Origin of the sequence: Saccharopolyspora erythraea NRRL 2338, from assembly GCF_000062885.1 — a bacterium.
Taxonomy (GTDB): domain Bacteria; phylum Actinomycetota; class Actinomycetes; order Mycobacteriales; family Pseudonocardiaceae; genus Saccharopolyspora_D; species Saccharopolyspora_D erythraea.
Genome location: NC_009142.1, coordinates 1,108,583 through 1,134,881, shown reverse-complemented (window position 1 = coordinate 1,134,881; position 26,299 = coordinate 1,108,583). Strand labels below are relative to the sequence as shown.

Sequence of the window (26,299 nt, the reverse complement as noted above, 5' to 3'; positions counted from 1 at the left end):
CAGGGCGCGAGTCGGTGTCCCCACACGCGCACGAACCGCACGCACATCGGACTACAAGCTTCTCGGCGTCTCGGTCCGCGACAACACCGCACCCGACCACGCTCGCCTCGGCATGTCGGCCGATCCCAACGACCGCCGCCCCACCGACACACGCACCCGACCACGCTCACCTCCGCGTGTCGGTAGCCACCGCCGCAACCGAAGCGCGCCCGCCCACCTCGTCCGGCGAGCGGGAGAGAACCCCGGGACCTCAGCCCTCCTGGCTGAGTCAGCCCTCCTGGCTGAGGAAGCGGCGCAGGGCCTGGGCGCAGTGGCGGATCTGCGACACAGGCACGTGTTCCTGCTGCGTGTGGGCCAGCGTCGGGGAGCCAGGGCCGAAGTTCACCGCGGGCAGCCCGCGCGCTGCGAACCGCGCGACGTCGGTCCACCCCAGCTTCGCCACCGGCGCCTGACCGGACGCCGCGACCAGTTCCGCCGCCGCGGGGGCCGTGAGCCCCGGCAGCGCGCCCTGCGACCCGTCGGTCAGGGTCACCTCGAAGCCGTCGAAGACCTCCCGCACGTGCGCCTCCGCCTCGGCCAGGGAGCGGTCCGGGGCGAAGCGGTGGTTCACCGTCACCACGCAGCTGTCCGGGACGACGTTGCCCGCGACGCCACCGGCGATCCGCACCGCCTGCAGCCCCTCGTGGAAGTGCAGGCCGTCGATCGTGGGCTGCCTCGGCGTGTAGTCGACGAGGCGCTTGAGGATCGGCTGCGCCGCGTGGATGGCGTTCTCGCCCATCCACGCCCGCGCCGTGTGCGCCCGCGCGCCCTCGGTGCGGACCTCGACCCGCAGCGTGCCCTGGCACCCGGCCTCGATCGCCGCGTTCGACGGCTCCAGGACCACCGCGAGGTCGCCGTCGAGCCATTCCGGCAGCTCCCGCTCGATGCGGTTCAGGCCGTTGCGCTCGGCCTCGACCTCCTCGCAGTCGTAGAACAGGAAGGTCAGGTCGTGGCGCGGGTCGGTGAGCCCGGCGGCGATGCCGAGCATCACCGCGTCGCCGCCCTTCATGTCGGTGGTGCCGCAGCCGTGGAGCAGCTCGTCGTCGCCCGAGCCGCTGCGGTGCGACGGCAGGTTGTCGTTGACCGGCACGGTGTCCAGGTGACCGGCGAGCACCACCCGGGAGCCGCGGCCGAGGTTCGTCCTGGCCAGCACGGCCTCGCCGTTGCGGATGACCTCCAGGTGCGGTGCCTGCTCGCGAAGCGCGTGCTCGACGGCGTCGGCGATGAGCTTCTCGTCGCCCGAGACGCTCGGGATGTCCACCAGGGCGGCGGTGAGCTCGACGGGATCTGCGGTGAGGTTCAGCTCGGCGGTCACGTCGGGCAGGCTACCCGTATTCACCGAATCGCCCCTCCCGAGCCACTTGATCGGGATAGCCTGCCCGCCGGAGGTGGGCAGTGAGCTACGAAGCCGCCACGCAGACCCTTCGCCAGGCCGCCGCGAAGGCGAAGTCCGCCGGTGACCAGGCCGCCGGGACCGACCTCGGCTCCGCCGCGACCGACCTGGCCGCCGCGCTGCCCGGCGGCCGGTCCGCGCAGGCCGCGGACCGCGTGTCGCGGAGCTGGAGCGAGACCATCCGGGCGTGGAGCCGCGGCGCGGGCGACCACGGCGCGGCCCTGGACTCGGCCGCCGCGGAGTACGGACGCAACGAGCAGGCCGGTGCCGACGCCTTCGGCCGCATCGCCGCGGACATGAAGGAGCAGGCCGGCTGATGGTGTCGCTTTCCGACGTCCGCAGGTGGGAGCCGGACGCGCTGGAGAAGGTCTTCGCCGCCCTCGGCAAGCACAAGGACCGGCTGGTCGGCCTCGACGACGAGCTCGAGGGCTCCGCGCGGCCCGAGGGGTGGCGCGGCCAGGCCGCCGACGCCGCGGCGCAGAGCCACGCGGGACTGACGCGGGTGATGCGTGAGCTGGTGGTCGAGGTGGCGGGGGTCCGCCGCGCGGTCGCGGAAACCACGGACGAGGTGGAGGCGATCCGCCGGTTGCTCCGCGAGTCCGACGACCTGGCCGAGGGCCACGGCTTCGAGATCACCGCCGAGGGCGGCGTCCGCGACGTCGCACCGCCCGACGACGTGCCCGAGGACCAGGTCGAACAGGTCAAGCAGGAGCGCATCCGCATCCGCGACCAGATCGTGGAGAACATCCGCACGGTCCTCCAACGCGCCAACCGGGCGGACGACGAGCTGGCGAAGGTCCTCGCCGACGCCGACAGGAACCTCATGGACCCCGGCCGCGGCGGCTCGCTCGCCGACGACGCCGCGACCGGCGACTCCCGCGGCCTGGCCGCGACCATCGACGCCCCGCGGAACGGCACTCCGGAGGAGAACGCCAAGTGGTGGAAGTCGTTGTCACCGGAGGAGCAGGAGGCCCTGCGCAAGGCCCCGCCCGCCTGGCTCGGCAACCGCGACGGCATCCCCGCCCAGGTCCGCGACGTGGCCAACCGCAACCGCATCGACGACGAGCGCGAAGCGCTCAACGCCGAGAAGGCCGAGATCGAACGGGGCGGTGTCTCCGACGACGAGCGCAAGCGGCTCGAGGAGGTCACGCACAAGATCGAGTCGATCGGCGCCGTCGAGAAGACCTTGGAACGGCAGCCGTCCAGGCAGCTGCTGGTGCTGGACTCCAGCGGAGAGCGCCTCAAGGCCGCGGTGGCGGTCGGCGACGTGGACACCGCCGACCACGTCTCGGTGTTCACGCCGGGGCTCAACAGCACGGTGAACGGCACCCTCGAGGGTCTCGACCACCAGATGAACCAGCTCCGCGCGCAGTCCCAGCACGAGAGCGACCGCCACGGCGAGGGCGGCCAGGTCGCCGCGATCAGCTGGATCGGCTACGAAACACCGCAGGACCACGAGCACGCGCCGTGGCACGAGAACTCGGTGACCCGGTCCGACGCCGCTGAGAACGGCGGCGCGAAGCTGAACGAGTTCTTCAAGGGCATCAACGCCTCCCGCGACACCGACCCGCACCTGACCGCGCTCGGGCACTCCTACGGTTCGACCACGACCGGATACGCGTTGCAGGGCGGCGGCCACGGCGTGGACGACGCGATCGTCTTCGGCTCGCCAGGTGTCGGCACCGACGACGTCGAGGACCTCCACGTGCCCGAGGGGCACACCTACCGGATCGAGGCGCGCAACGACCCGGTCGCCGACTTCGGCCGGTTCGGCGGAGACCCCACGCACATGGAGGGCGTCCAGGACCTCTCCGCCAAGGAGTCCACCGAACCCGATGGCCGGCAGAAGCTCAGCGAGTCCACGGGGCACAACGGTTACGTCGCCGACGACAGCACCAGCCAGCACAACATGGCCGCCGTGGTCGCCGGCCTGCCCGACCGCACTGTGCGCGGCGAGGGCCGAGGCGTCGGTGACTACATCTCGTGGGCACCCTCGAAGATCCGGGACCTGTTCTGATGAAGAAGCTAGTTCTGTTCACGCTTTGCGCCGTGCTCGCCGCGGGATGCGCGGGCCGGCCGGGCACGACCCCCGGGGGAGATGTGGAAGACCAGCGCGCGACCCTCCAGCAGCGGCCGAGCATCGAGGAGGCGAGCGCCCGCTACGACGAGATGCAGCGCGCGGTCCGGGAGCGGCTGTCCGCCGAGATCGGGTCGCTGAACTGGACCCCGCGCGAGCCGATGAGCAGCGCGGGCTGCGCGGACTTCCCCAACCTCGGCGGCGAGACCCGCGTGCTGGAGTCGTGGCGCTCGGCCGGCAATCTCCCCGACGCCGACTGGCCGCGGGCGGTCGAGATCGTCGCCGAGGTGACCGCCCAGTACGGCTTCGGTGCCGTGGAGGTCGTCGTCGACCGCGCCGGTGACCACGAGATCACCGCCACCGACCAGTACGGCGCCAGCTACCTGTTCGGCACCGCGAAGAACACCCTTCTGACCGTCAGCACCGGCTGCCACCTGCCACAGGGCGGATAAACCCCCTCGACGCGCGTTCGACGGCAGGCATTTCGGCAGCGCTGATCCTCACCGCACTGCTGGCCGCCGGGTGTGCGAGCGCGCCCGATGACGGTGCCGCGCTGCGGCAACGCCCCTCCATCGAGGAGGTCGGCGACCGCTACGACCGGATGCAGCAGGAGCTGCGCGACCGGCGGGCCGCGGAGCTCGGCGTGTCCTCGTGGGTGAACGACGGGGAGGCGAGCCGGGCCGGTTGCGCGGAGTCCCCGGCGTCACCGAGGCCGAGAGCCGGACCCTCGACCGGTGGACCCGCGAGGCGAACATCCCCGACGAGGCTGGCCGGAGGCAGTCCGGGTCGCTGCCGAGGTTCACCGCCGGTTACGGGTTCGGGGCGCCAGGCCGGTCGTGGACCGTCCCGGCGACCACGAGATCGAGGCCACCGACGGGTTCGGGGCGGTCTACCGGTTCAGGACGGCGAGCAACACCATCCTCAGCCTCAGCACCGGGTGCCACCTGCCGCAGGGCAGCCTGGGCCGACGCACCCGGCAGTCGGCCGCGGACCTGTGATGCCGCCTACACCGCTGCCGCCGACTGCCCGCCCCGGGGCCGCCGACCCACCCGGGACGCCACGGAAAACAGCAGGTGAGAGCCCCGGGTGAAGCCCCGACCGGAGGCTCGGCGAGGCGCCTGCGGCCGGTCTTCGCGCGACCCTTGCTAGCAGTGGTCACCAGCGCCGATTACGGTTTTCAGCCATGAGCAGTGCACTCACTCCCGACCCGCAGACCACCGGAGCCCACGGCGTCGGCCTGGCCACCATCACCGATGACGGCACCGTGCTGGACACCTGGTTCCCCACCGTCCGGCTCGGCGAGCCCGGGGAGTCGGGCACCCGGCGCCTGTCCGCCGAGGAGGCCGCGCAGTCGCTCGGCGAGGCCGGCGCTGCGCTGGTCGGTCGCGACGACGCCCGGGGCGTCGACGTCGTGGCGGTGCGCACCGAGATCTCCCGGCTGTCCGACGAGCCCGCCGACGCGCACGACCTCTACCTGCGCCTGCACCTGCTGTCGCACCGGCTGGTGCGCCCGCACGGCCAGAACCTCGACGGCATGTTCGGCCTGCTGTCCAACGTCGTGTGGACCAACCACGGCCCGTGCCCGGTGGAAGGCTTCGAGGCGACCCGCCTGCGGCTGCGCGCCCGCGGACCGGTCACCGTCTACAGCATCGACAAGTTCCCGCGCATGGTCGACTACGTGGCGCCGTCGGGCGTGCGCATCGGCGACGCCGACCGGGTGCGCCTCGGCGCCCACCTGGCCAGCGGCACGACCGTGATGCACGAGGGCTTCGTCAACTTCAACGCCGGCACGCTGGGCGCCTCCATGGTCGAGGGCCGCATCTCGGCCGGCGTGGTGATGGGCGACGGCTCCGACCTCGGCGGCGGCGCCTCGATCATGGGCACGCTGTCCGGTGGCGGCAAGGAGGTCATCTCCGTCGGCGAGCGCTGCCTGATCGGCGCCAACGGCGGCGCGGGCATCTCCCTCGGCGACGACTGCGTGGTGGAGGCCGGCCTCTACGTCACGGCGGGCACCAAGGTCACGCTGCCGGACGGCACGATCACCAAGGCCCGCGAGCTGTCGGGTTCGACCGGGCTGCTGTTCCGCCGCAACTCCAGCACCGGCGCGGTCGAGGTCGCGCCGCGCACCGGCGGCAAGGTCGAGCTGAACGCCGCCCTGCACGCCAACGACTGAGCGCCATAGCACCGCTGCGACGGCGGGCGGGTCGGCTTCGCCTGGAAGAACCAGGCGAACGACCCGCCCGCCGTTCCTATAATCGGGAATGGTTTCCGCCGGGCAGCAGGTGTGGCAGAGCAGGGACGTCGCGGGCGCGATCGGCCTCGACGAGCCCATCACCGCTGGTCGCGACGCACCCGTCAGAGAGCACGTCCGCGCCGGGCTGGACGTCCGGTTGCGCGCGATGGTCCGCCACGACCCCGGCACGAGGCTGGGCGAGGACCCCGAGGAGCTGCACCAGATGCGGGTCTCGGTGCGGCGGATGCGGGCGATGCTCAGGTCCGGCCGCCCCTTCCTGGACCAGGACTGGTCGGAGCCGCTGCGCGCGGAGCTGGGCTGGCTCGGCCGCGCGCTGGGACCGGTCCGCGACCTCGACGTGCTGATCGACCGGCTGCGCCAGGAGACCGCGGACCTCGACGCCGAGGAGCGCGCCGCGGCGGCCCGGCTGCTCTCCGGGCTGGAGGTCGAGCACGGCGAGGCCCGCTTCGAGCTGCTCGCGGCGCTGGACAGCGACCGGTACATGACGCTGGTGCAGTCGCTGGCCGCGGCGGTGCGCAGCGAACTCCCCGGGTCTGATCTGGACGGACCGGACGAGCTGCGGCGGCTGGTCGACAAGGAGTACCGGAAGCTGCGCAAGGCGGTGGGCAAGCTCGGCGACGACCCCTCCGACGAGGAGCTGCACGCGCTGCGCATCCGCGGCAAGCGCCTGCGCTACACCGCCGAGCTGGCCGAGTCCGCGCTCGACGTCAAACCGCTGCTGAAAGCCGCGAAGCGGTTCCAGGACGTGCTCGGCGAACACCAGGACGCGTGCGTCGCCGGTCAGCGGCTGCGCGACCTCCTGCGCGCGCTCGGCGACGGCGCGGACGGCACCGTCGCCTTCGTGGCCGGACGGCTCGTCGAGCGCGAGGAGGCCCGGCGCCGCGACCGCCGCGCCGAATGGCCGGCGGCATGGCAGGACCTCAGCAACGCCGCGTAGCGGCGGCACCGCCGCGCCAGCGACGGCGACCACGAAACGCCAGAGACATGTTGCCGCCGCTAAGCGGCGGACTCCGCAGCTTCGCAGCTCTCGGGTTTAAGCCGTGGGTGCGACTGTGACCACGAAAGGCCGGAGAGGTGTTGCCGCAGCTCCGCTGCTCTGGGTTTGGGACGTGGCTACGCCTGCGACTGCGAAAGGCCATGTTGCCGCCGCTACGCGGCGGCGGACCCCAGCCGCTACGCGGCGGCGGACCCCAGCCGCTACGCGGCGGCGGACCCCAGCCGCTTCGCGGCGGCGTCGATGCGCTCGTCGGATTCGGTGAGCGCGATCCGCACGTGCCGCTGACCGGAGGGTCCGTAGAACGTGCCCGGGGCGACCAGGATGCCCCGCTCGGCAAGCCAGTCCACGGTTTCCAACGCGGGCTCGCCGCGCGTGGCCCACAGGTACAGGCCCGCTTCGGAGTGCTCGACTGTGAAGCCCGCGGCCTCCAGCGCGGGTCGCAGCACCGCTCGCCGCGCCGCGTACAGCTCGCGCTGCACGCGCACGTGCTCGTCGTCGTCGAGGGCGGCGGTCACGGCCTCCTGCACCGGCCTCGGCACGATCATGCCCGCGTGCTTGCGCAGCTCCAGGAGCCGCTTGACCAGCGCCGGGTCACCGGTGACGAAGCCGGCCCGGTAGCCGGCGAGGTTCGACGACTTCGACAGCGAGTGCACCGCGAGCAACCCGGTGAAGTCCTCGGTCACCGAGGGGTGCAGCACCGACACGGGCTCGGCGTCCCAGCCCAGTGACAGGTAGCACTCGTCGGAGGCCACCACCGCGCCCAGCTCGCGCGCCGCGCGCACCGAGGCGCGCAGCCGGTCGGCGTCCAGCACCCGTCCGGTCGGGTTGGACGGCGAGTTCAGCCACAGCAGCGCCGTTCCCGGCGGCGGCGGGTCGTCGGGTCCGAGCCGCACGACGGTCGCGCCCGCCAGCTTCGCGCCGACCTCGTAGGTCGGGTACGCCAGCTCGGGGATCGCGACGACGTCGCCCTCACCGACGCCCAGCAGCATCGGCAGCCAGGCGACGAGCTCCTTCGAGCCGATGGTCGGCAGCACCGCTTCCGGGTCCACGCCGCGGATGCCGAACCGCCGCTCCAGCGACCCCACGGCGGCGGCGCGCAGCTCCGGCGTGCCGTGCGTGGCCGGGTACCCGGGACGGTCCGCGACCGACGCCAGCGCCTCGCGCAGGCGCGCGGGCACCGGGTCGACCGGTGTGCCGACCGAGAGGTTGACGATGCCGTCCGGGTGCGCCTGGGCCCGCGCCTTCTGGCCGGCGAGGGAGTCCCACGGGAAGTCCGGAAGGCTCGGACCGCGGTGCCCGGCCGACGGGCCGGCCGGGCCGGTCCCCGATGTCATTCGCCCTGCGGGGGAAGGCTGCTGACCGGCTCCACGTCGCGGTCGACCTTGCCCACCTTGGCCGCGCCGCCGGGCGAACCGAGCTCGTCGAAGAAGTCCACGTTCGCCTTGGTGTAGGCGGCCCACTCGTCCGGGACGTCGTCCTCGTAGTAGATGGCCTCCACCGGGCACACCGGCTCGCAGGCACCGCAGTCGACGCACTCATCGGGGTGGATGTAGAGCATCCGCCCACCCTCGTAGATGCAGTCGACAGGGCACTCCTCGATGCATGCCTTGTCGAGCACGTCGACGCAGGGCTCGGCGATCACGTAGGTCACGGTTGCTCTCCTGCTTGAAGCGTTTGTCCTACCCGCGCGAGGAATCTCCCGGCGCGGCTGCTGACAGTATCCCCCGAGCCGGGTTGCCCGGGGAACTGGTCCCACGACGTGGAGCGGGTTGCGGCACCGCACAACGCTGTTAACGGCGTGTACCGGGCAGGTCACTTGATCGTTCGACCAGGTGACCAGCATCGGAGCGACCGCGGAGTGTTGTTCGACACACCGTCAGGTCAGTGCGCCGTCCGCCCGGCCTCGACGGCGTTGCGGGCCAGCACGATGCCCAGCATCATCGCGCTCGGCAACGCGCCGGCGGCGATGAACAGCAGTGCACGCCAGTCGCCGACGAGCACCACGTCCCCGCCCGGGCCGAACAGCCCGAACACGAACACCGCGAGGAACCACACCACCAGCGGCGCGGCGGCGACACCTCGGTGCTGCGAGAGCCTGCCCGCCGCCGAGACCAGCAGCGGAGTGGTGACCGCGGCCACCGCGGCCATGATCGGGAACTGCACCGGGCCGATCCACAACGGCAGGAACAGCAGCTCGACGATGGCCAGGACCAGCGCGTCGAGCAGCAGGAAGCCGAACAGGACGCGGTCGGCAGCCGTCAACGGGCGCCCACCGGCTCGGTACCGCTCACCCCGAGTCCGCCGAACAGGTCCGTCTCGCATCCCTGCTGGTCACCGGTGGCCAGCACGTAGTGCTCGGTGTTCACGACCGGCTGCGCGACGCCGTTGGACAGCGCGTACGCGGCCACCCCGGCGCCGTTGTTCCACTGCTCCAGCCACATCTTGACCTGGGTGCCGTGCGCCCGGAGCGCGCTGATCTTGGCGGGCAGGTGCTCGCCGACGTCGACCACGGTCGTGATCCGCTCGTCGGGCACGCCGGGCAGCTCGTGCGGCTCGGGCAGCTCGAAGGGCATCCCCTCGGCCTCGGCCAGCGCCGCCAGACCTTCCTTCACCACGCCCTGCGAGGGTACGGCGTGGAAAACCCGCAGCACGTCCGGGACCTTCGCGGCGGCGGCCATCGTCACCTCGTGGGCGCGGATGTGGTCGGGGTGGCCGTAGCCGCCGTCGGCGGCGTAGGTCACCACCACCTGCGGCCGGAACTCCCGCAGCAGCTCCTCCAGGGCGTCCGCCTGCTCATCGGCGTCGCCGACGGCGAAGGCGCGCGGGTGCGCGTCCGGCAGCGCACTGGCCTGACCCGGCTTCTCCCAGAGCATGCCGGAGTCGCGCCAGCGGCCGACGCCGCCGAGGAACCGCTGGTCGGCGACGCGCAGCGCGGCGCACGCCGAGCGCAGCTCGCCGACCCGGTAGCCGCCGAGCTGGTCGGCCTGGTCGGCGGCGAGGCCGCGGAGGTTGTCCGGGATGACCTCGCCTTCCTCGCCGAGGGTGCAGGTCACCACGACCACCTGCACTCCGCGCGCGGCGTAGCGGGCGATCGTCCCGCCGGTCCAGAGGGTCTCGTCATCGGGGTGTGCGTGTACCAGCAGCAACCGCGGTGGGGCCGTCAGCGTCACCGGTCCAGCCTAGTTGGCGTGGTGCGGGCGTCGGCGGAAGGTAGCGGCATTGACCCGAACGTCCGTTTCACGAAGGCGCTGACAGGCGCATCGGCATGCGACCGAACGGCCCAGCAGGGCTGCGTCATCGGAGGGTGCCGGGTTGGTTCGCGGCATGCGAGGTCACCAGCGCGACCGCCCGGTCGCCCGGTTCCAGCAGCGAGTCGCGGCGCAGCGCGTCGATCCCGACCAGCCCGGCGGCCGAGCTGAGCTCCACCCCGACACCGGCTCTGCCCAGCCGCTCGGCCGCCTCGTGCAGGTCGGCGTCGGTGCACGCCACGGCGGTGCCGCCGGACTCGCGGATCACCCGCAGCGACATGACGGTGGCCTGCGGGTTGCTGATCGAGGTGGCCTCGACCGGCCCGGCGACGTCGCCGGCCGGGGGCGGTTCGGCACCCTCGCGCAGCGCGCGGCTCAGCGACGGGTAGCGCTCGACGGCGACCATCCTCGGGGTCCTCGACACCACGCCGAGCTCCCGCAGCTCCTGGAAGCCCAGCCACATCCCGGCGAAGCCGTCGCCGCGCGACACCGGCGCGAGCACCACCTCCGGCACGTCGCCGAGGTCGCGCACGATCTCGTAGGCGATCGTCTTGTAGCCCTCGATGCCGACCCACAGGCTGCTGACCGGGACCTCGGAGGTGTTGGTCAGCACCGTCCACTCGTCGGCGTGCTCGCGCAGGATCGCCCAGCGCTGCTCCGGGGTGTCGCCGAACAGCAGCCGCCCGCCGAACCTGCGGACCAGCCCGCTCGAGGTGCCGCTGATCTCACCGGTGGTGACCACCACCGACTCCAGCCCGGCAGCGGCGGCGTAGGCGGCGGCCGCGACACCTGCGTTGCCGCTGGAGGCGACCGCCACCGTGCTCGCGCCCGCCTCCCTGGCCCACGACACGGCGGTGGTGAAGAAGCGGTCCTTGAAGCTGCCGGTCGGGTTGCGGCGCTCGTCCTTGAGCAGCACGCCCTCGTCCAGTTCGAGCAGCGGCGTCGCGCCCTCGGCGAGGGTGACCGCCTTTGCCGCGTCGACCGGCAGCAGCTCGTGGTGCGACCACAGCCCCGGCCTGCGGCGCGACCACTCCGCCCACAGCGCCGGGCCGTCGACCCCGCTCAGGCCGTGGTCGGCGACCAGCGCTGACGGCACGCCCGCGGCCCGGCAGCCGGAGCATCCCGAGGTGTCGTACCGCAGCCCGGTCCGCTCGCCGCACCGGACACAACGCAAGCCCCGCAGCACCCGCCCACTCCTCACGTGTTCCGGTCGTGCCTGTTCACCGCTGGTGAGCTACCAGCCGTCGTTCTTGGCCGGTGTCCCCAGCCACTGGTCGGCGGTGGAGAAGGGCCCGGCGAAGCCGTGGCCGGGCTGCACCCCGCGCACGTCGCGGCCCAGGGCCAGCACCTGCGCCTGCTGGTACAGCGGCACCGCGACCGCCGCGTTCCACACCGCGGGCTCGACCCGCGCCGAGGCCGCCGCGAACGGCAGCCGCCCGGTGATCGCGGCGTCGACCGTCGGCTGGAGCAGCTCGTCGCAGAACCCGGCCGCGTTGTAGGGGAACGGCTGTTCGCTGTCGGGGGCGACGCCGGGGCAGCCGAAGGAGGCGGCCATCATCGCGGCCGGGTCGCCGCCGGCGGGCCGCGGGGCGATCGCCATGTCCACCGACACCGCCGAACCCGGGTCCTCGGTCTTCGGGTTGGCCGCGAGCATCTCGCCGAAGAGCTGGTCGCCGGTCGGGGTCGTCACGGTCGCCTGGATGCCCTGGTCGCGCAGCTGGCGCGCGGCGGTCTCGGCGATGCGCACGTACTGCTCGTGCTCGAAGGGCGCGGCGATCAGCAGGTTCAGCGGACGCCCGTCGCGCGACCACACGCCCCCGACGCGCTGGTAACCGGCCTCGCGCAGCAGCCGGTCGACCCGCGCCGGGTCGGGCCGCTCCGGGAAGGCGCCCGCGGGCTCGGTCGGGACGTAGCCGGGCTCGGACGGCGCGAGGACCTGCGCGTGCGCCTGCAACTGGTCGGCGGGACCGCCACCGGTGCCCGCGTCGATCAACGCGCCCCGGTCCAGCGCGGCGGCGACGGCGTTGCGGACCCGGACGTCGGAGAGCTGCCTGCTGCTCGGACGCAGCAGCAGCTGCATGGTCGCGGGCCTGGGCACCGTGATCAGCTGCACCCGGTCGCCCATCTCCCGCAGCGCGTTCATGGTCTCGGTGTCGGCGCCGAACACGGCCAGGTGCGTGTCACCGCTGCGCAGCGCCGCGAGCTGGCCCTGCTTGTCGGCGGCCCGGAACACGATCCGGTCCGAGACCGCGGGCGTGCCCCACCAGCGCTCGTTGCGCTCCAGGATGATCTCGCCGCGGTCCAGGTCCACCTGGCGGATGGCGAAGGGCCCGCCGGAGGCCGGGTAGCCCTCGTCCAGCGCGGTCGCCCAGCCGCGGGGCGCGTCGCGCAGCAGGTGCGCCGGGAGCAGGTTGTTGAAAAGCGTCTTCCAGCCGGGGAACGGCTTGGCGAAGGTGACCTCGACGGTCTTGCCCGCCTGCCGGGACGCGACGTCCTCGATGAGCTGGTATCCGCCCGGGTCGGCGACACCGGGCTGCGAGCGCAGCTGCTCCCACAGGTAGACGAAGTCCTCGGCGGCGATCGGCGCCCCGTCGGACCAGCCCGCCTCCTTGCGGATGCGGTAGCGGACGGTGAACTTGCCCGCCTCCGGCACCACCTCGGCGGACTCCATCAGCGTGGTGTCCAGCTGCAGGGAGCCGTCGGCGGCCGGGCGGAACACCGACGGCAGCATCAGGCTCGACAGCGCCGACGAGGTCGGTGAGAGGTCGGCCAGCGTGTGCGGGTTGAAGCCGCCTTCCAGGTGGTCGAGCCCCACCACGACCTCGGTCGGCATCGGCTGGCCCGAGGACGACGTCGTCTCCGGCGCCGAGGTCGTGGGCTCCACGAGGGGCGGCGGCGGTGCGTTCGTGCAGGCAGTCACCAAGCTCAGCAGCGCCACCAGCAGAACGGCCGCGGTGAACGGGCGGCGTCGACCGTGCGACACGACGTGCGAACCTCCCCTCACCGCACCACCGGCCGGAGGTGCGTCCGAGACAGCCAACCGCGCTCTCGCGGTAATGGACGTGCCGAAGTCCCCCATGGTTGCTTCCGCCTATCCGGTGGACGACACCGGGGGGGCCACCGCGCAGCGTTGACCAGCGCAGCATGTCAACCACCCGAAGGCGTGAAGGAGGACCGGTGACTCGCGGGCACCGCCGTGGCGGCCCGGCGCCGTCCACCCGCCGGGCGGGCCGAGCCGACCGGGCGGTCCGGCTCGGCCTCCCACATTACGCAGCGGCCGAGCCGGCCACCCGGCAAGCCGCCGCTACGCCTGGTTGTCGCGGGCCTTCTGGCGGGAGCGCTCGCGGCCGCGGGTGGTGCTGTCCAGGATCATCTTGCGCACCCGGATCGCCTCCGGCCCGACCTCGACGCACTCGTCACCGGAGCAGAACTCCAGGGCCTCCTCCAGTCCGAGCTTGCGCGGGCGGGCCAGCCGCTCCAGCTCGTCGCCGGTGGCCGAGCGCATGTTGGTGAGCTTCTTCTCCTTGGTCACGTTGATGTCGAGGTCCTCGGCGCGCGGGTTCTCCCCCACGACCATGCCCTCGTACACCTCCGCGCCGGGCTCGACGAAGAAGCTGCCGCGGTCGGCCAGCTGAAGCATCGCGTAGCTGGTGACCGAGCCGGACCGGTCGGCGACCAACGAGCCGCTGTGCCGGGTGCGCAGCTCACCCACCCACGGGAAGTAGCCCTCGAAGACGTGGTTGGCGATGCCGGTGCCGCGGGTCTCGGTGAGGAACTCGGTGCGGAAGCCGATCAGGCCGCGCGACGGGATGACGTACTCGAGCTTGATCCGCCCGGTGCCGTGGCCGTCCATCGTCTCCATCCGGCCCTTGCGCCCGGCCAGCAGCTGGGTGATCGCGCCGAGGTGCTCCTCCGGCGAGTCGATCGTCAGCCGCTCGAACGGCTCGCACAGCTTGCCGTCGATGGTCCTGGTCACCACCTGCGGCTTGCCGACGGTCAGCTCGAAGCCCTCCCGGCGCATCGTCTCCACCAGCACCGCCAGCGCCAGCTCGCCGCGGCCCTGGACCTCCCAGGTGTCCGGGCGGTCGGTCGGCACGACCTTGACGCTGACGTTGCCGATCAGCTCGGCGTCGAGCCGGTTCTTGACCAGCCGGGCGGTGACCTTGGTGCCGCCGTTGCGGCCGGTCAGCGGCGAGGTGTTGACGCCGATGGTCATCGAGATCGCCGGGTCGTCGACGGTGATCCGGGGCAGCGGCCGCGGGTCCTCGGGGTCGGCCAGGGTGTCGCCGATGGTGATGTCGGGGATGCCCGCGATGGCGACCAGGTCGCCCGCCGAGGCCTCGGCGGCGGGCACCCGGTCCAGGTTCTCGGTGATCAGCAGCTCGGTGAGCTTGACCTTCTCCACGGTGCCGTCGGCGCGGCACCAGCCGACGGTCTGGCCCTTGCGCATCGTGCCGGAGTGGATCCGGCACAGCGCAATCCGGCCGAGGAAGGAGGAGGCGTCGAGGTTGGTCACCAGGGCCTGCAGCGGCGCGTCGGCCTCGGCGACCGGCGCAGGCACCCGGTCCAGCAGCACGTCGAACAGCGAGGTCAGGTCCTCGTCGGCGGGCAGGTCGCCGTCGGCGGGAGCGGTCAGGCTCGCTCGGCCGGCGCGCGCGGAGGCGTAGATCACCGGCAGGTCGAGGATCTGCTCCATGTCGATGCCGCCGCCCTCGCCGTCGAGCTCGGAGGCCAGGTCCAGCAGCAGATCGTGGGCCTCGTCGACGACCTCGGCGATCCGGGCGTCGGGGCGGTCGACCTTGTTGACGACCAGGATCACCGGCAGGCCGGCGGCCAGCGTCTTGCGCAGCACGAACCGGGTCTGCGGCAGCGGGCCCTCGCTGGCGTCGACCAGCAGCACCACGCCGTCGACCATGGACAGGCCGCGCTCGACCTCGCCGCCGAAGTCGGCGTGGCCGGGGGTGTCCACCACGTTGATGGTCACCGGGCCGTCCGGGGTCATCCGGCGGATGGCCGTGTTCTTGGCCAGGATCGTGATGCCCTTCTCACGCTCCAGGTCATTGGAGTCCATCACGCGGTCGACCAGCTCGGCGCGTTCGGAGAAGGCGCCGGACTGCCGCAGCATGGCGTCGACCAGGGTCGTCTTGCCGTGGTCGACGTGCGCGACGATGGCGACGTTGCGCAGGTCACTGCGTACCTGCTGGGTGGGGGCGACGCTCGTGGCGGACACGCGGGTACTCCTGTCGGACTGAAGGTGGCGAACTGAGTCGATCCTGGCTGCGGCGGTTCTCGTCGACTCGGGTTCGGCCGCGGCTCCGCTGTGTTGGTCGCCGCTGCGGAGCGGATGACGGCACCTCCGGGGCCCGGCGGTGCGGCGCGATGTCGACGCGCGGCTCGCTCCAGCGTAGTGCAAGGTGATTGCGAGACCGCCGACACGTGCTCAGCGCAACATCCAACACCGCCCCCAACATCAAGTTCGCCCGAACGGGTTAGGTTCGCCTAGCCTGTCCGCGACGCACCCGAGGGACCGGAAAGACCAGAGCAGCGTGGGTAAGACGATCAAGGTCAAGAGCAAGTGCTGCCGTTCGCGGCCACCGTGCAAGAGCTGCCCGATCGTGGTCCTGCGGGAGGTCCTCCGCGAGGCGAAGGCCGAGGACCTGCGCAAGGAGCGCAAGAAGGCGCGCAAGCACGCGGACAAGGCCGCGAAGGCCCCCGCCGAGGACGCGGACCTGGCCGGCTGGGAAGCCGAGCCGGGCGGCGACAACGGCCTGGACACCGAGGCCGGCAACGGCGGCGGCCCGAAGAAGGACGGCAGGAAGAGCGACAAGAAGGCCGCGAAGAAGGCCGGGAAGAAGGCCGCCGCGAAGGACCGCGAGCAGAAGGAGTCCGGCAAGAAGAAGCCGGGCAAGAAGGGCGCGGGCGGGAAGTAGCCCCGGCCGGTACCGGAAGTCGGCTCCGGCGAGCCCGGTGCCGGCAAGATCACTTCGGGGTTCCGCCGCGATCGATTCGGCGAGATCGACTCCGGCGAGATCGATTCGGGTAGCTCACTTCGGCGAGATCAGTTCCGCCTTCGGCGATCAGTTCCGGCGCGGACGGATTCGACGAAAGATTCCGGCAATTCCAACAAAAAGCACGAACTCGCATGGCCCTCGGCGCCGGGGCCGGGGCGCGGGCTTCTCGCTGCGGTTATTCGCGCGCCGGAGCCAGGGGGTCGGCGTACCTGGCCAGCTCCGGCACCGTCCGCAGGGCCTGGAACTCGATCACCTCGTGCCGGGTCAGCTTGTGCAGGGCGAACGGGTCGGTCGCCAGGATCGCCTCCAGCCTGCCGCGGGGCATCGCCCTGGCGATGATGACCGCCCCTGCCATCGGCCTGCGGTGCCCGGTAGCGATGAAGTCGCCCGCGTCGTAGTGCTGGGTGACCCATTCGTAGTGATCCACCAGCCATGCGTCGATGTCTGCTTGCGGGGCCGTGTAATTCAGCAGAACCACGTACATATCTTCAAGGTAACTCCGGCACCGGCGCACCGCCGCCGACTCGGCCGCCGAATTCCCGCGGATCTTCGGCCGTCGATCACGCGACTTCCACCGATCTTCAGCGAGGGCGCTTTCGGTGACCGCGAACGCCTTTCGGCTCCTCCGGACATCGTTTCCGGCGCTGATACCCGTATCCGAGCCCTCGGTTGCCCGTCGCCGGCGCCGCGGATCTTCAGCCCGGGTCGAGGCGGTCCGCCACCGCACGCGGAAAAGCTTGACCGCCACCACTTGCCGAGCGGTAGGCTTCCGGACATGCGCGAGCACCTGAGCATGTGGTGGGCCGCCCACGGGCGGCCCGGACGCTTCGCGCACTGACCAACGCGAACCGGTCGCCATCAGGCGGCCGACGCGAATCGCGGTCATCCTGGTGGCGGCAAGGACCCCAGGAGATCATCATGACCCGTCTTTCCGGCATCACCCCCTCCGGCCACGTGCACCTCGGCAACCACCTCGGCGCGGTCCGCCGGTGGGCGGCCGAGCGGGAGCCGGAGGACCTGTTCTTCGTCTCCGACCTGCACGCGATGACCGCCCCGCACCGCCCGGAGCGGCTGCGCTCGCTGACCCGCGAGGTGTTCGCGGTGCTGCTCGGCGCGGGCATCGAACCGGACTCGGTGTTCGTGCAGTCCGACCTCGCCTACGAGCTGGGCGCCCTGAACTGGGTGCTGGAGTGCACCTGCACCTACGGCGAGGCGGCCCGGATGATCCAGTTCAAGGAGAAGGGCGCCGGGCAGGAGTCGGTCCGCGTCGGCCTGCTCACCTACCCGGTGCTCATGGCCGCCGACATCCTGATGCAGGGCGCGTCCGAGGTGCCGGTCGGCACCGACCAGGACCAGCACGTCGAACTGGCCCGGACCCTGGCCAGGAGGTTCAACTCCAACTACGGCGAGGTGTTCGTCGTCCCGCGCGCCGTGGTGCCCAAGACGGCGGCGCGGATCCGGGACCTCGGCGACCCGAGCCGCAAGATGGCCAAGTCCTCGCAGCAGTCCCCCGGCAGCGTGTTCGTACTCGACGAGCCCGACGCGATCCGCCGCAAGTTCCGCCGGGCCGTGACCGACGGCGGCGACGAAGTCCGCTACGACCCCGAGGCCAAGCCCGGGGTGGCGAACCTGCTGGAGATCCTCGCGGCGTGCGGCGGCACCAGCCCGTACGCCGCGGCCGACTCCGTCGGCTCGTACGCGGAGCTCAAGGACACCGTCGCGGAGGCGGTCGTCGAGGAGCTGCGGCCCGTGCGCGAACGCGCGCGGGAGCTGCTCGACGACTCCGCGGAGCTCGACCGCGTGCGGGCGCACGGCGCGAAGCGCGCGGCGGAGCGCGCGCGCCCGCGGCTGGAGGCCGCGCTGCGCGTCTCCGGGCTGCGCTGAAGGACCGCGAAGCGCCCTGAACTGCGGCGAAGTGGGTCAGGGCGCTTGCACCCGCGGGCATTCGTTCACCAGTTCGAGTGGATCACGATCGGATTCATGGCACTCCCCTGAGCGGTCCCGCCAACCTGGATGCATGGGTACTGTGGTGGACCAAGGGCAAACGAGGGTTTTCGAGAGGAGCGCTGTCATGGCCGCACCAGCGTTCGACCCGACTGCCAGGTTCGACCCGCTGGTCGATCTCGACGGTTTGTGGACCCCCCAGCTCGCCGACCGGTACCTGCCGATCCCGGGAATGCCTCCGGCGAAGTACGAGTGCCTGGACGGAAAGCTGCTCGTGAGCCCTTATGAAGGTACTGCCAACGCTTACGCGGCGGACGAGCTCCGCCACCTCCTGCGCGACCCCGCCCGGTCGAAAGGGGGCGCCGCCTACACCACGATCAACGTGCAGCTGGGCCAGCAGCGGTGGATCGAACCCGACTTCGTCGTGCTGGACCAACCCGGCCGCGGCAGGGTGTGGGTCCCGGCGGAGAACGTGCTGCTCGTCGGCGAATGCGTGTCACCGTCCAGCCGGAAGAACGACCGCATCGACAAGCCGGCGCTCTGCGCTCAGGCGGGCATCCCGTACTTCATGCGCGTAGAGGTTTCGTACGCGCGCCAGCGAGTCGAGGTCGAGCTGCTGCGGCTCGTGGACGGCGAATACCGCGATCAGGCCAAGGCCCTCGACGGGCAACGCTTCGAAACCGACCTGCCGTTCGAGCTGTCCTTCGACCCGGGCGAACTCCTCGAACCCTGAGGGCTGTTCGGGGTCCGGCGGCGGGCTGGGCGGTTCACGGCGGGGAACGGAGCGGGCCGGCGGTTGGGGTCGGGGGCCAGGCGTTTGGAAGCCCGGGGGACCCAACGGGGTCGGGCGGGCAAGCCGGGGCGGCGGTTCACGGCGAGGGACGGTCAGTGCGGCTTGGAAACCGAGGCACCCAACGGGCTCGGGCGAGCAAGCCGGGGCGGCGGTTCACGGCGAGGGACGGTCAGTGCGGCTTGGAAACCGAGGCACCCAACGGGCTCGGGCGGGCAACCCGAAGCGGCGGTTCACGGCGAGGGACGGAACAGGCAGTGCCGTTTGGGGTTGGGCAAGTCAGGCCGGGCGGTTCGGGAACCTGGGGACTTCGCCCCGGAGACCATTGCCGCACTAGCAGGCGCGCTCGTGGGCAATCGCTCCCAGCAATTCGGAGGCGGGTTGTCAGACTGACCTGGCATGCTCCGCGCTCATGACTGGCACCGGCACTCCGCGAACGATCCAGGCCGAGTTCGAGATCGATAGCTGGGAAGAGGTTCCCTATCACGAGCCGGACGAAGGCCCGAAGCTGACCAGGATCGTGATCCGCAAAACCTACCGAGGCGCTCTCGAAGGGACCGGGGTCGTAGAGGTACTTACCGCGCAGGGCACCAAAGGCAGTGGCTACGTGGCCTCGGAACACATCCACGCGTCCCTGGACGGCCGGCGCGGCACGTTCGTGATCCAACACGGCGGTCTGGCCGACGGCAAGACCAAAGCACTTTCGGCACTGTGATCCCGCACTCGGGTACGGCCGGCCTTGCCGGACTGTCTGGTGAGGCTACGGAGGCCACCATGGGCGTTCTGACTCTCACCTACACCCTCGAGAAGTAGCGTTGTGGAGCATCACGGGTGCTTTCTGGTCAGCAATCGGGGCTCTGCTTCAGCTCTTGTCGACCAGTTCCCGGAGTGAGTGGACGAGGACTCGGTCGGCGTCAAGCCAGTCCAGGGCGGGCAGGTCGGCCGCCTTCACCCAGCGGACGTCGTGGTGCTCGACGGCCTTCGGGACCGCGGCCGCTTCGACCAGTTCGGCGCTGTGGATTCGCAGGATCATTCCGTTCGACAGAGGCACGTCGGTGCCGACCCGGCCTGTGGGGCGCACTTCGACGTCGAGTTCTTCCTTGCACTCGCGGACGACCGCTTCGCGTTCTCCCTCCCCCGGCTCCACTCGGCCGCCCGGCAACTCCCAGCGGCCCGCGTGGTCGGCGGGATAGCGGCGCTGCTGCGCCAGTAGGAGTCCACTTCGGACGATCGCGGCGCCGACGACCACCTTCCGGCCAGCCCACGACTCCGCGAGCTCCCGCACGGCCCTGACCCGCTGGGCCTGCACCGCGAGCACCTTGCGGCGCAACAGCGCGACGTCCGCCAGGCGCCCGGGGCCGCCGAGCGGCGTCTTCCAGTGCACCGAGTCGGTGATCAGGGTGCGGTCACCGACGGCGGCGAGGACCGCTTCGTGTCGCAGCTCCCGCAGTGGCCCGGCGACCAGCACTGAAGTGAGGGCGTCCGCATCGGCCCGGACGATCCGCGTGCGCAGCGAGACCGGCACTCCGAGCACCGGCATCCGGAACGAAAGCTCGTCCCCCGGCACGAGCAGCGCCGACGCCTTGCCCACAACGCGGGCGCGCACCCCGAGCTCGGCCAGCCCGTGTTCGGCGAGCGGGATGTCGCGGAGCGCACCCCCAACGGTCGGCAGCGGCGCGTCGATCAGGGCCGTGGTTCGCAAGACTGGCACGTGATGACATCTTGCCCCACCGGGTCTCCGTCCAGTTGGTGAGATGGGCGATGACCACATCGCAACGGGGCACCTGGTCTGGCGGTGTGGACCACCAGCGACGACTCGGGCGTGGGCGGACGAAGGCCCACTCGACCAGGAACGACTCGGGCGTGGACGGACGGAAGGCCCACCCGACCAGGAACGACTGGGGGCGTGGACGGACGGAGGGGCCTCCGACTAGGACGCCAACAGCGCGAACGAAGAACGGGCCGCCCGACTGCTGACGGCTCTTGGCGTGCAGAGCTGAAGCCCGGGCGTGACCACCGACGACTCGTGCGCAGAACGGCGTGGGACGGCGCGCCTCCCTATGACCGCCGCTTCCGCGCGGCCCGCACTACCACCGCCGCCGTCTGCCAGCCCGCACGTCCGCCGCCGTCGTCCCACAGCGCGCCCCCTACCACCGCGGCCATCTCACAGCCCGCACTACCGTCACGGCCGTCCCACATCCCGCACGTCCGCCACCGCCGTCCCACATCCCGCACGTCCGCCACCGCCGTCCCACAGCACGTGCCCTGCCGCCGCCTCACAGCGCGCCCCTAGCGCCGCCGCCGACTCGCCGCCCGCCCCCGCGCCCCTACGGCCGCCCGCCCCGCCGCTACCGCCGCGCGTCGTCGCGGCGGACGGCGGGCAGGAGCGGGCCCGACAGGGGCCAGCGCGCCTCGATGCGGGCGCCGCCCTCCGGCGACTCGCCCGCGCGGACGGTGCCGCCGCGGCGGCGCACGGCCTCGGCCACGAGCGCGAGACCGAGGCCGCTGCCGCCGGTGCTGCGGGCCCGGTCGGCTTCGACGCGGTGGAAGCGGTCGAACACCTGCGCCCGGTGTTCGGCGGGGATGCCGGGGCCGTCGTCGTCGACCAGCAGCCGCACGGAGTCCGCCGCGGGCAGCAGCGACACCCGGACCAGCGCACGGGCGTAGCGCAGGGCGTTGGAGACCAGGTTGTCCAGGACGGTGGCCACCTCGGCAGGGCTGGCGGAGACCACCAGCGCCGCCGCCGAGGTCTCGACCTGGACCCGTGGCCGGGCTCCCCGCATGTTGGCCCGGTCGGCCGCCGCGCGCACCGCCGCGACCAGGTCCACCGGTCGCGGCGGCGGCTGGCTGCCGCGCTCCGCGCGGGCCAGCGCCAGCAGGCCGTCCACCAGGTCGGAGAGCCGCTTGGTCTCGTCGGCGATCTCCTGCAGCGCCTCCTGCGCCTGCTCCGGATCGGGGTGCACCACCGCGACCTCGGCCTGCACGCGGATCGCCGAGACGGGGTTGCGCAGCTCGTGCGCGGCGTCGCCGGTGAAGCGGCGCAGCCACTCGGTGTCGGCGTCGCGGCGGGCGAGCATGCTGTTGAGCGCTTCGGCCAGCGCCCGCAGCTCGTCGTCGGCCTCGGGCACCGGCAGCCGCTCGCCCTCCGGCAGCGTCCCGGCCGCCACCCGCAGCCGCTCGACCGGGCGCAGGGACCGGCGCACGACGATCCAGGTGGCCAGGCCGATCGCCGCCGCCGACAGGATCGAGCCGGAGACGAGGAAGCGCCCCGCGGTGCTGAGGGTGTCGCGGTACCCGACGAGCGGCGTGCCCGCCAGCACCAGGCGGGGCTCGCCCCGCGGGTCGGGGACGACCACGCCCACCCAGCGGCGCCACTCGGCGTGGTCGCGGTGCTCGATGACGCCCTCGCCCGCCTTCAGGTCGTCGATCTCGCGACCGCCGACCGCCGGTGCTGGCAGACCGTCGACGGGGGTACCCGCGACGTCGAGCACCCGCAGGTCGGGGCCGACCAGCGCCGCCGGGTCGGCGCCCGAGGCCAGTTGCGAGGTCGCCGCCGTGGCCCTGCGCTGGAGGTCGGTGTCGACCGAGTCCAGCAGCAGCCAGCCGACGAAGCCGGTGCTCGCGTGCGCGATGGCGCCCAGGGCGCAGAGCGCGACGACGGTGGCGACCGCGCTGGTCCGGAACTGGATCGTGCGGCGCGACCACCACGACCGCAGCGGACGGGGCAGCCTGATCATGACGGCTCGTCGCTGACCCGGTAGCCGTGGCCGCGCACGGTCTGCACCAGGTGCCCGGCCCCGGCGGCGGCCAGCTTGCGGCGCAGGTAGCCGACGTAGACCTCGACGACGTTGCGGGTGACGAACTGGTCCTCGCCCCACACGGTGCGCAGCAGGTCCTCCTTGGACACCACTGCCCCCGACCGGCCCGCGAGCGCGACGAGCAGCCCGTACTCCCGGGGTGAGAGCGACACCTCGGTGCCCGCCCAGCGCACCTCGCGGCTGCCGCGGTCGATCAGCAGCTCGCCGACGCGCAGCTCACCGCGCCCGGCCGCCTCGCCGCGCCGCAGCAGGGCGCGGACCTGGGCCACGAGCACCAGGAACGAGAACGGCTTGACCAGGTAGCCGTCGGCGCCCAGGTCGAGCCCGTCGGCCTGGTCGACCTCGCCGTCCTTGGCCGACAGCAGCAGGACGGGCGTCGCGACGTCGTCCGCGCGCAGCCGTTCGAGCACGCGGTAGCCGGAGAGCCCCGGCAGCATGATGTCGAGCACGACGACGTCGAACGCGCCGGTGCCCGCCAGGCGCAGTGCCTCCACCCCGTCGGACGCGACAGTGACGTCCATGCCCTCGGCCGACAGCCCCCGGCGCAGCGCCGAGCGGACTCCCGGTTCGTCGTCGACCACCAACACCCGCGCCGCCATGGTTCTCAGCATGCCGAGGGCGGGCTCCGTCGTGCACCGTCTCTAAGAGAGTTCTCAGCTGCGGAGGCAGGTCTCAGGCTCTTCTCAGCGTCGGCGGTTCACTCTGGCAGTCCGGGAGCCGCGGCTCCCGCAGGGGGAACGGACAGCGACAGGAGACAGTCCCATGAAACGAACCCACGTCACGCTCACCGCGACGGCAGGGGTGGTGGCCGGGGTCGCCGGGCTCACCGCGCTGGCCCTGCCGACCGGCGCGGGCGCCGACCCCGTGCTCCCGCCGGTCGCGCCGGAGGCGCTGGTGGAGTCGGTGATGACGGCCGCGCCGCCCGCCCTGTCCGGGACGGTGGAGGTGAACAACTCGCTGGGCCTGCCGATGATCCCCGGCCACGACGCGAGCACCTCCGTGCTCTCGCAGAGCAACAGCGCCTTCCAGGTGTGGGCCGACGGCCAGGGCAGGCACCGGGTGTCACTGCCGTCCCCGGCGGGCGAGAACACGATCGTCAACGACGGCGCCACCGTGTGGAACTGGAACTCGGCGGAGCGCACCGTCACCAGGGCCGCGCACGACAGCGCCCCGAAGCCCGAGCACCAGGCCCCCGCCGACCCGGCCGCCATGTCGCGGCAGCTCATCGACGCCGTCCGCCAGACCAGCGAGGTGTCGGTCGACGGCACGGCCAGCGTCGCCGGCCGCGACGCCTACGAGCTGGTGCTGAAGCCCAAGCCGACCGAGCGGACCGTGCTGCGCGAGGTCCGGATCGCCGTGGACGCCGAGAAGCGCATCCCGCTCGCGGTCACGGTCGGCACCAACGGCTCCGACAGCCCCGCGCTGCACGTCGGCTTCTCCAACCTGGACCTGGCGCAGCCGGACCCGGCGCTGTTCCGCTTCACCGCTCCCCCGGGCGCGCAGGTGCGCGAGGCGGAGGAGACCGGGCCGCACGGCAAGCCCGGCCCGGAGGCCGAGCACCCCGAGCCGACCGTCATCGGCGACGGCTGGGACATGGTCGTGCGCACCGAGCTGCCCAAGGGCGAGGGCGCCGAGGGCAACCCGATGGCCGTGGTCGAGCAGATCGGCAAGCCGGTCAGCGGCCCGTGGGGCCAGGGCTGGCTCATCGAGACCAAGGCCGGTTCGGCGCTGGTGACCTCCGACGGGCGCGCCGTCGCGGGCGCGGTGCCGGAGCAGGTGCTGACGGCCGCGCTCGGATGACCGGGGTCGTCGAGTCCGCCGGGGTGGCGGCCGCCGCCCCGGCGGGCGGTTTCGCCGCCCGCACGACGGGCCTGCGCAAGACCTACGGGGAGACCGTCGCCGTCGCAGGGGTGGACCTGGCCGTCCCGCGCGGCGCGGTCGTCGGCGTCCTGGGCCCCAACGGTTCCGGGAAGACGACCACCATCCGGATGCTGCTGGGGTTGACCCGGCCGACGGCGGGCACGGTCGAAGTGCTCGGCCACCCGATGCCCGACGGCGCGGCGCACGTGCTGCCCGGCGTCGGGGCGCTGGTCGAGGGTCCCGGTTTCCACCCCTTCCTGTCCGGGCGGGAGAACCTGACGCGCTGCGCGGCCGTGGAACCCGCGCTCGCCACCGGCCGGATTCGGGACGCCGTGGCGGACGCGCTGGAACGCGTCGGGCTCACCGCTGCCGCGCACCGCCGGTACAAGGGCTACTCGCTGGGCATGAAGCAGCGCCTGGGGCTGGCCGCCGCGCTGCTGGTGCCGCGCGAGCTGGTGGTGCTCGACGAGCCGACCAACGGCCTGGATCCCGCCGGGACGCGGGAGATCCGGCGCATCATCGCCGACCTGCACTCGGTGGGCACGACCGTGGTGGTGTCGTCGCACCTGCTGTCCGAGGTCGAGGCGACGTGCACGCACGTCGCGGTGATGACCCGGGGGTCGCTGGTCGCCCAGGGCGATCTCGGGGAGCTGCTGGAGTCGGGCCGGCCGCACCTGGTGGTGTCCACCGCCGACGTCGAAGGCGGCCTGCACGCGTTGCGCGACCACGGGATCGCGGCCCGGGAGGAGGACGGCCGGCTGCGCGTCGAGCTGACCGACGTCGACCCGCCGGAGGTCATCGCCGCCCTGGTGCACGCCGGGGTCGGGGTGCACGAGGCGCGCCGCGGCAGGGCGGGTCTGGAGGATCTGTTCGCCCAGCTCACCGAGGAGGCAACATGACCGCGGTCGCGGTGGAACGCACGTCGGCGCCGCTGGGCAGGGTGCTGCTCGCCGAGCTGAGATGGGTGCTGCGGCGCCCGCGCAACCTGCTCGCCCTGGTGTTGCTGGCGGCCCTGCCCGTCCTGATCGGCATCGGGATCGTCCTCACCGGCGGACCGGAGGGCGGTGACGGCCCGCCGGTGCTCGCCGCGGTCGCGGGCAACGGGCTGGTCCTGCCGGTGGCGACCCTCGTGCTGGCGCAGACGATGCTGCTGCCGCTGGTCGTCAGCATGACCGCGGCGGACGCGCTGGCAGGCGAGTCCGCGCACGGCACGCTGCGCGGACTGCTGCTCGCGCCGGTCGGGCGGGTCCGGCTGGTGGGGGTCAAGGCCGCCGGGGTGCTGGCGATGGTCCTGCTGTCGGTCGGCGTGATCGCCGTCAGCGGCGTGCTGACCGGGCTGGTCATCGTCGGCGGCGACGGCATGGTGTCGCTGTCGGGCACGACGCTGCCGCTGGGCAGCGCGCTCGGCCGGGTGGCGCTGGCCGCGGCGTGGTCGGCGACGCAGATGGCCGCGATCGGCGCGATCGCGCTGGCGATCTCGTCGCTGACCGACCACCCGCTGGTGGTCATGGCCGCCACGATGGGCACGCTGATCGTTTTCGGCGTGCTGGGCAGCCTGCCCGCGCTCGACTGGCTGCAGCCGCTGCTGATCACCACCGGCTGGACGTCGGTGGTCGACGTGCTGCGCGACCCGGTCGTCACCGGCGCGCTCGTCGACGGCCTGCTCCGCGCCGGGTGCTACCTGTTGATCGGCGTCTCGGCGACCGTGCTCCGCATCACGACGAAGGACGCCTGACACGGCGAACCCGACCGGACCGGGCACGCTCCGCAGTTCCCCGACCGCCGTCCGCAACCGCGGGCGGCGGTCGGTTCGTGATCGGGCCTCCCTTCCCAGCCGCCGCACCCCCTTGAAGCCGGTGGCACCGAAG

General features: G+C 72.6%; 25 protein-coding genes and 1 pseudogene. 14 read left to right on the top strand and 12 right to left on the bottom strand.

All coding sequences use genetic code 11. From position 1 onward, the window contains the following. Positions 1–268: 268 nt before the first annotated feature. Positions 269–1,354, bottom strand: coding sequence for a succinyl-diaminopimelate desuccinylase (dapE, locus tag SACE_RS04975; RefSeq protein ID WP_009949317.1), 1,086 nt, complete (start codon positions 1,352–1,354; stop codon positions 269–271). 80 nt (positions 1,355–1,434) lie between these two features. Here dapE and SACE_RS04970 point away from each other — a divergent pair, with 80 nt between their 5' ends. The 7 genes and pseudogenes from SACE_RS04970 (at position 1,435) to SACE_RS04950 (ending at position 6,700) form a co-directional block, all read left to right on the top strand. Further along, on the top strand, positions 1,435–1,749 hold the full coding sequence (locus SACE_RS04970; protein WP_009949318.1) for a hypothetical protein: 315 nt from the start codon (positions 1,435–1,437) through the stop codon (positions 1,747–1,749). Next, on the top strand, positions 1,749–3,449 hold the full coding sequence (locus SACE_RS04965) for an alpha/beta hydrolase (RefSeq protein ID WP_009949320.1): 1,701 nt from the start codon (positions 1,749–1,751) through the stop codon (positions 3,447–3,449). Before SACE_RS04970 ends, SACE_RS04965 begins: the two co-directional genes overlap by 1 nt. Then, entirely contained in the window at positions 3,449–3,961 is a 513-nt protein-coding gene (locus SACE_RS04960; RefSeq protein ID WP_021341957.1) for an LppA family lipoprotein, read from the top strand. Before SACE_RS04965 ends, SACE_RS04960 begins: the two co-directional genes overlap by 1 nt. Then, positions 3,937–4,200: pseudogene (locus SACE_RS40045) on the top strand (LppA family lipoprotein); the annotation flags it as partial. The gene SACE_RS04960 and the pseudogene SACE_RS40045, both read left to right, overlap by 25 nt. Before the next feature lie 43 nt (positions 4,201–4,243). Continuing rightward, positions 4,244–4,507, top strand: a complete 264-nt coding sequence (locus SACE_RS39015) for an LppA family lipoprotein (protein WP_081468376.1) — start codon at positions 4,244–4,246, stop codon at positions 4,505–4,507. 185 nt (positions 4,508–4,692) lie between these two features. Further along, complete coding sequence (dapD, locus tag SACE_RS04955; protein WP_009949324.1) at positions 4,693–5,682, top strand: 2,3,4,5-tetrahydropyridine-2,6-dicarboxylate N-succinyltransferase; 990 nt, start codon at positions 4,693–4,695, stop codon at positions 5,680–5,682. Positions 5,683–5,770: 88 nt separating this feature from the next. Continuing rightward, positions 5,771–6,700 carry a CHAD domain-containing protein gene (locus SACE_RS04950; RefSeq protein WP_009949325.1) on the top strand — a complete coding sequence of 310 codons (930 nt, stop codon included), beginning with the start codon at positions 5,771–5,773 and terminating at the stop codon, positions 6,698–6,700. 260 nt (positions 6,701–6,960) lie between these two features. Here the strand turns inward: SACE_RS04950 and dapC are convergent, their stop codons facing one another. From dapC to typA, 7 genes are all read right to left on the bottom strand, one after another. Next, positions 6,961–8,094 (bottom strand): succinyldiaminopimelate transaminase, encoded by a 1,134-nt coding sequence (gene dapC / locus SACE_RS04945; RefSeq protein WP_009949326.1) that lies wholly within the window; start codon positions 8,092–8,094, stop codon positions 6,961–6,963. Beyond that, positions 8,091–8,411: a ferredoxin gene (gene fdxA / locus SACE_RS04940; RefSeq protein ID WP_009949328.1), complete on the bottom strand. Its 321-nt coding sequence runs from the start codon at positions 8,409–8,411 to the stop codon at positions 8,091–8,093. The genes dapC and fdxA overlap by 4 nt, the downstream gene beginning before the upstream one ends. Positions 8,412–8,641: 230 nt before the next feature. Continuing rightward, a complete protein-coding gene (locus SACE_RS04935; protein ID WP_009949330.1) occupies positions 8,642–9,022 on the bottom strand; it encodes a hypothetical protein in 381 nt (126 codons plus the stop codon). Further along, on the bottom strand, positions 9,019–9,930 hold the full coding sequence (mshB, locus tag SACE_RS04930) for an N-acetyl-1-D-myo-inositol-2-amino-2-deoxy-alpha-D-glucopyranoside deacetylase (protein ID WP_009949331.1): 912 nt from the start codon (positions 9,928–9,930) through the stop codon (positions 9,019–9,021). Before mshB ends, SACE_RS04935 begins: the two co-directional genes overlap by 4 nt. 124 nt (positions 9,931–10,054) lie before the next feature. Then, positions 10,055–11,194, bottom strand: coding sequence for a threonine synthase (locus SACE_RS04925; RefSeq protein WP_009949332.1), 1,140 nt, complete (start codon positions 11,192–11,194; stop codon positions 10,055–10,057). 48 nt (positions 11,195–11,242) lie between these two features. Next, positions 11,243–12,991: an ABC transporter family substrate-binding protein gene (locus SACE_RS04920; RefSeq protein WP_011873227.1), complete on the bottom strand. Its 1,749-nt coding sequence runs from the start codon at positions 12,989–12,991 to the stop codon at positions 11,243–11,245. A gap of 321 nt (positions 12,992–13,312) precedes the next feature. Then, positions 13,313–15,238, bottom strand: a complete 1,926-nt coding sequence (gene typA / locus SACE_RS04915) for a translational GTPase TypA (protein WP_009949333.1) — start codon at positions 15,236–15,238, stop codon at positions 13,313–13,315. A 316-nt stretch (positions 15,239–15,554) separates the two neighbouring features. On the opposite strand from typA, the gene SACE_RS04910 reads away from it, so the two are divergent. Continuing rightward, positions 15,555–15,938, top strand: a complete 384-nt coding sequence (locus tag SACE_RS04910) for a hypothetical protein (protein ID WP_009949334.1) — start codon at positions 15,555–15,557, stop codon at positions 15,936–15,938. Positions 15,939–16,194: 256 nt separating this feature from the next. On the opposite strand, the gene SACE_RS04905 is transcribed toward SACE_RS04910, so the two are convergent. Further along, positions 16,195–16,503: a YciI family protein gene (locus tag SACE_RS04905; RefSeq protein WP_009949336.1), complete on the bottom strand. Its 309-nt coding sequence runs from the start codon at positions 16,501–16,503 to the stop codon at positions 16,195–16,197. Between the two features lie 434 nt (positions 16,504–16,937). Between SACE_RS04905 and trpS the strand changes: the two genes are divergently transcribed. From trpS to SACE_RS04890, 3 genes are all read left to right on the top strand, one after another. Beyond that, on the top strand, positions 16,938–17,903 hold the full coding sequence (gene trpS / locus SACE_RS04900) for a tryptophan--tRNA ligase (RefSeq protein ID WP_009949337.1): 966 nt from the start codon (positions 16,938–16,940) through the stop codon (positions 17,901–17,903). 187 nt (positions 17,904–18,090) lie between these two features. Beyond that, the gene (locus SACE_RS04895) at positions 18,091–18,696 is read left to right on the top strand and encodes a Uma2 family endonuclease (RefSeq protein ID WP_009949338.1); all 606 of its coding nucleotides are present in this window, start codon (positions 18,091–18,093) and stop codon (positions 18,694–18,696) included. A 469-nt stretch (positions 18,697–19,165) separates the two neighbouring features. Further along, positions 19,166–19,468, top strand: a complete 303-nt coding sequence (locus SACE_RS04890; RefSeq protein ID WP_009949339.1) for a DUF3224 domain-containing protein — start codon at positions 19,166–19,168, stop codon at positions 19,466–19,468. A gap of 147 nt (positions 19,469–19,615) precedes the next feature. On the opposite strand, the gene SACE_RS04885 is transcribed toward SACE_RS04890, so the two are convergent. The 3 genes from SACE_RS04885 to SACE_RS04875 all read right to left on the bottom strand — a co-directional run bounded on the left by SACE_RS04885 (position 19,616) and on the right by SACE_RS04875 (position 23,170). Then, positions 19,616–20,464: an NUDIX domain-containing protein gene (locus tag SACE_RS04885; protein ID WP_231849927.1), complete on the bottom strand. Its 849-nt coding sequence runs from the start codon at positions 20,462–20,464 to the stop codon at positions 19,616–19,618. Positions 20,465–21,101: 637 nt separating this feature from the next. Beyond that, on the bottom strand, positions 21,102–22,490 hold the full coding sequence (locus tag SACE_RS04880) for a sensor histidine kinase (protein ID WP_009949341.1): 1,389 nt from the start codon (positions 22,488–22,490) through the stop codon (positions 21,102–21,104). Continuing rightward, positions 22,487–23,170 (bottom strand): response regulator transcription factor, encoded by a 684-nt coding sequence (locus SACE_RS04875; RefSeq protein WP_009949345.1) that lies wholly within the window; start codon positions 23,168–23,170, stop codon positions 22,487–22,489. The genes SACE_RS04880 and SACE_RS04875 overlap by 4 nt, the downstream gene beginning before the upstream one ends. A 163-nt stretch (positions 23,171–23,333) precedes the next feature. On the opposite strand from SACE_RS04875, the gene SACE_RS04870 reads away from it, so the two are divergent. Genes SACE_RS04870 through SACE_RS04860 form a run of 3 tightly spaced genes read left to right on the top strand, consistent with a single transcriptional unit; the run spans position 23,334 to position 26,166 of the window. Then, positions 23,334–24,371: a LolA family protein gene (locus tag SACE_RS04870; RefSeq protein WP_009949346.1), complete on the top strand. Its 1,038-nt coding sequence runs from the start codon at positions 23,334–23,336 to the stop codon at positions 24,369–24,371. Further along, a complete protein-coding gene (locus SACE_RS04865) occupies positions 24,368–25,330 on the top strand; it encodes an ABC transporter ATP-binding protein (RefSeq protein WP_009949347.1) in 963 nt (320 codons plus the stop codon). Before SACE_RS04870 ends, SACE_RS04865 begins: the two co-directional genes overlap by 4 nt. After that, the gene (locus tag SACE_RS04860) at positions 25,327–26,166 is read left to right on the top strand and encodes an ABC transporter permease subunit (protein WP_009949348.1); all 840 of its coding nucleotides are present in this window, start codon (positions 25,327–25,329) and stop codon (positions 26,164–26,166) included. The genes SACE_RS04865 and SACE_RS04860 overlap by 4 nt, the downstream gene beginning before the upstream one ends. The last annotated feature ends 133 nt before the right edge of the window (positions 26,167–26,299 follow it).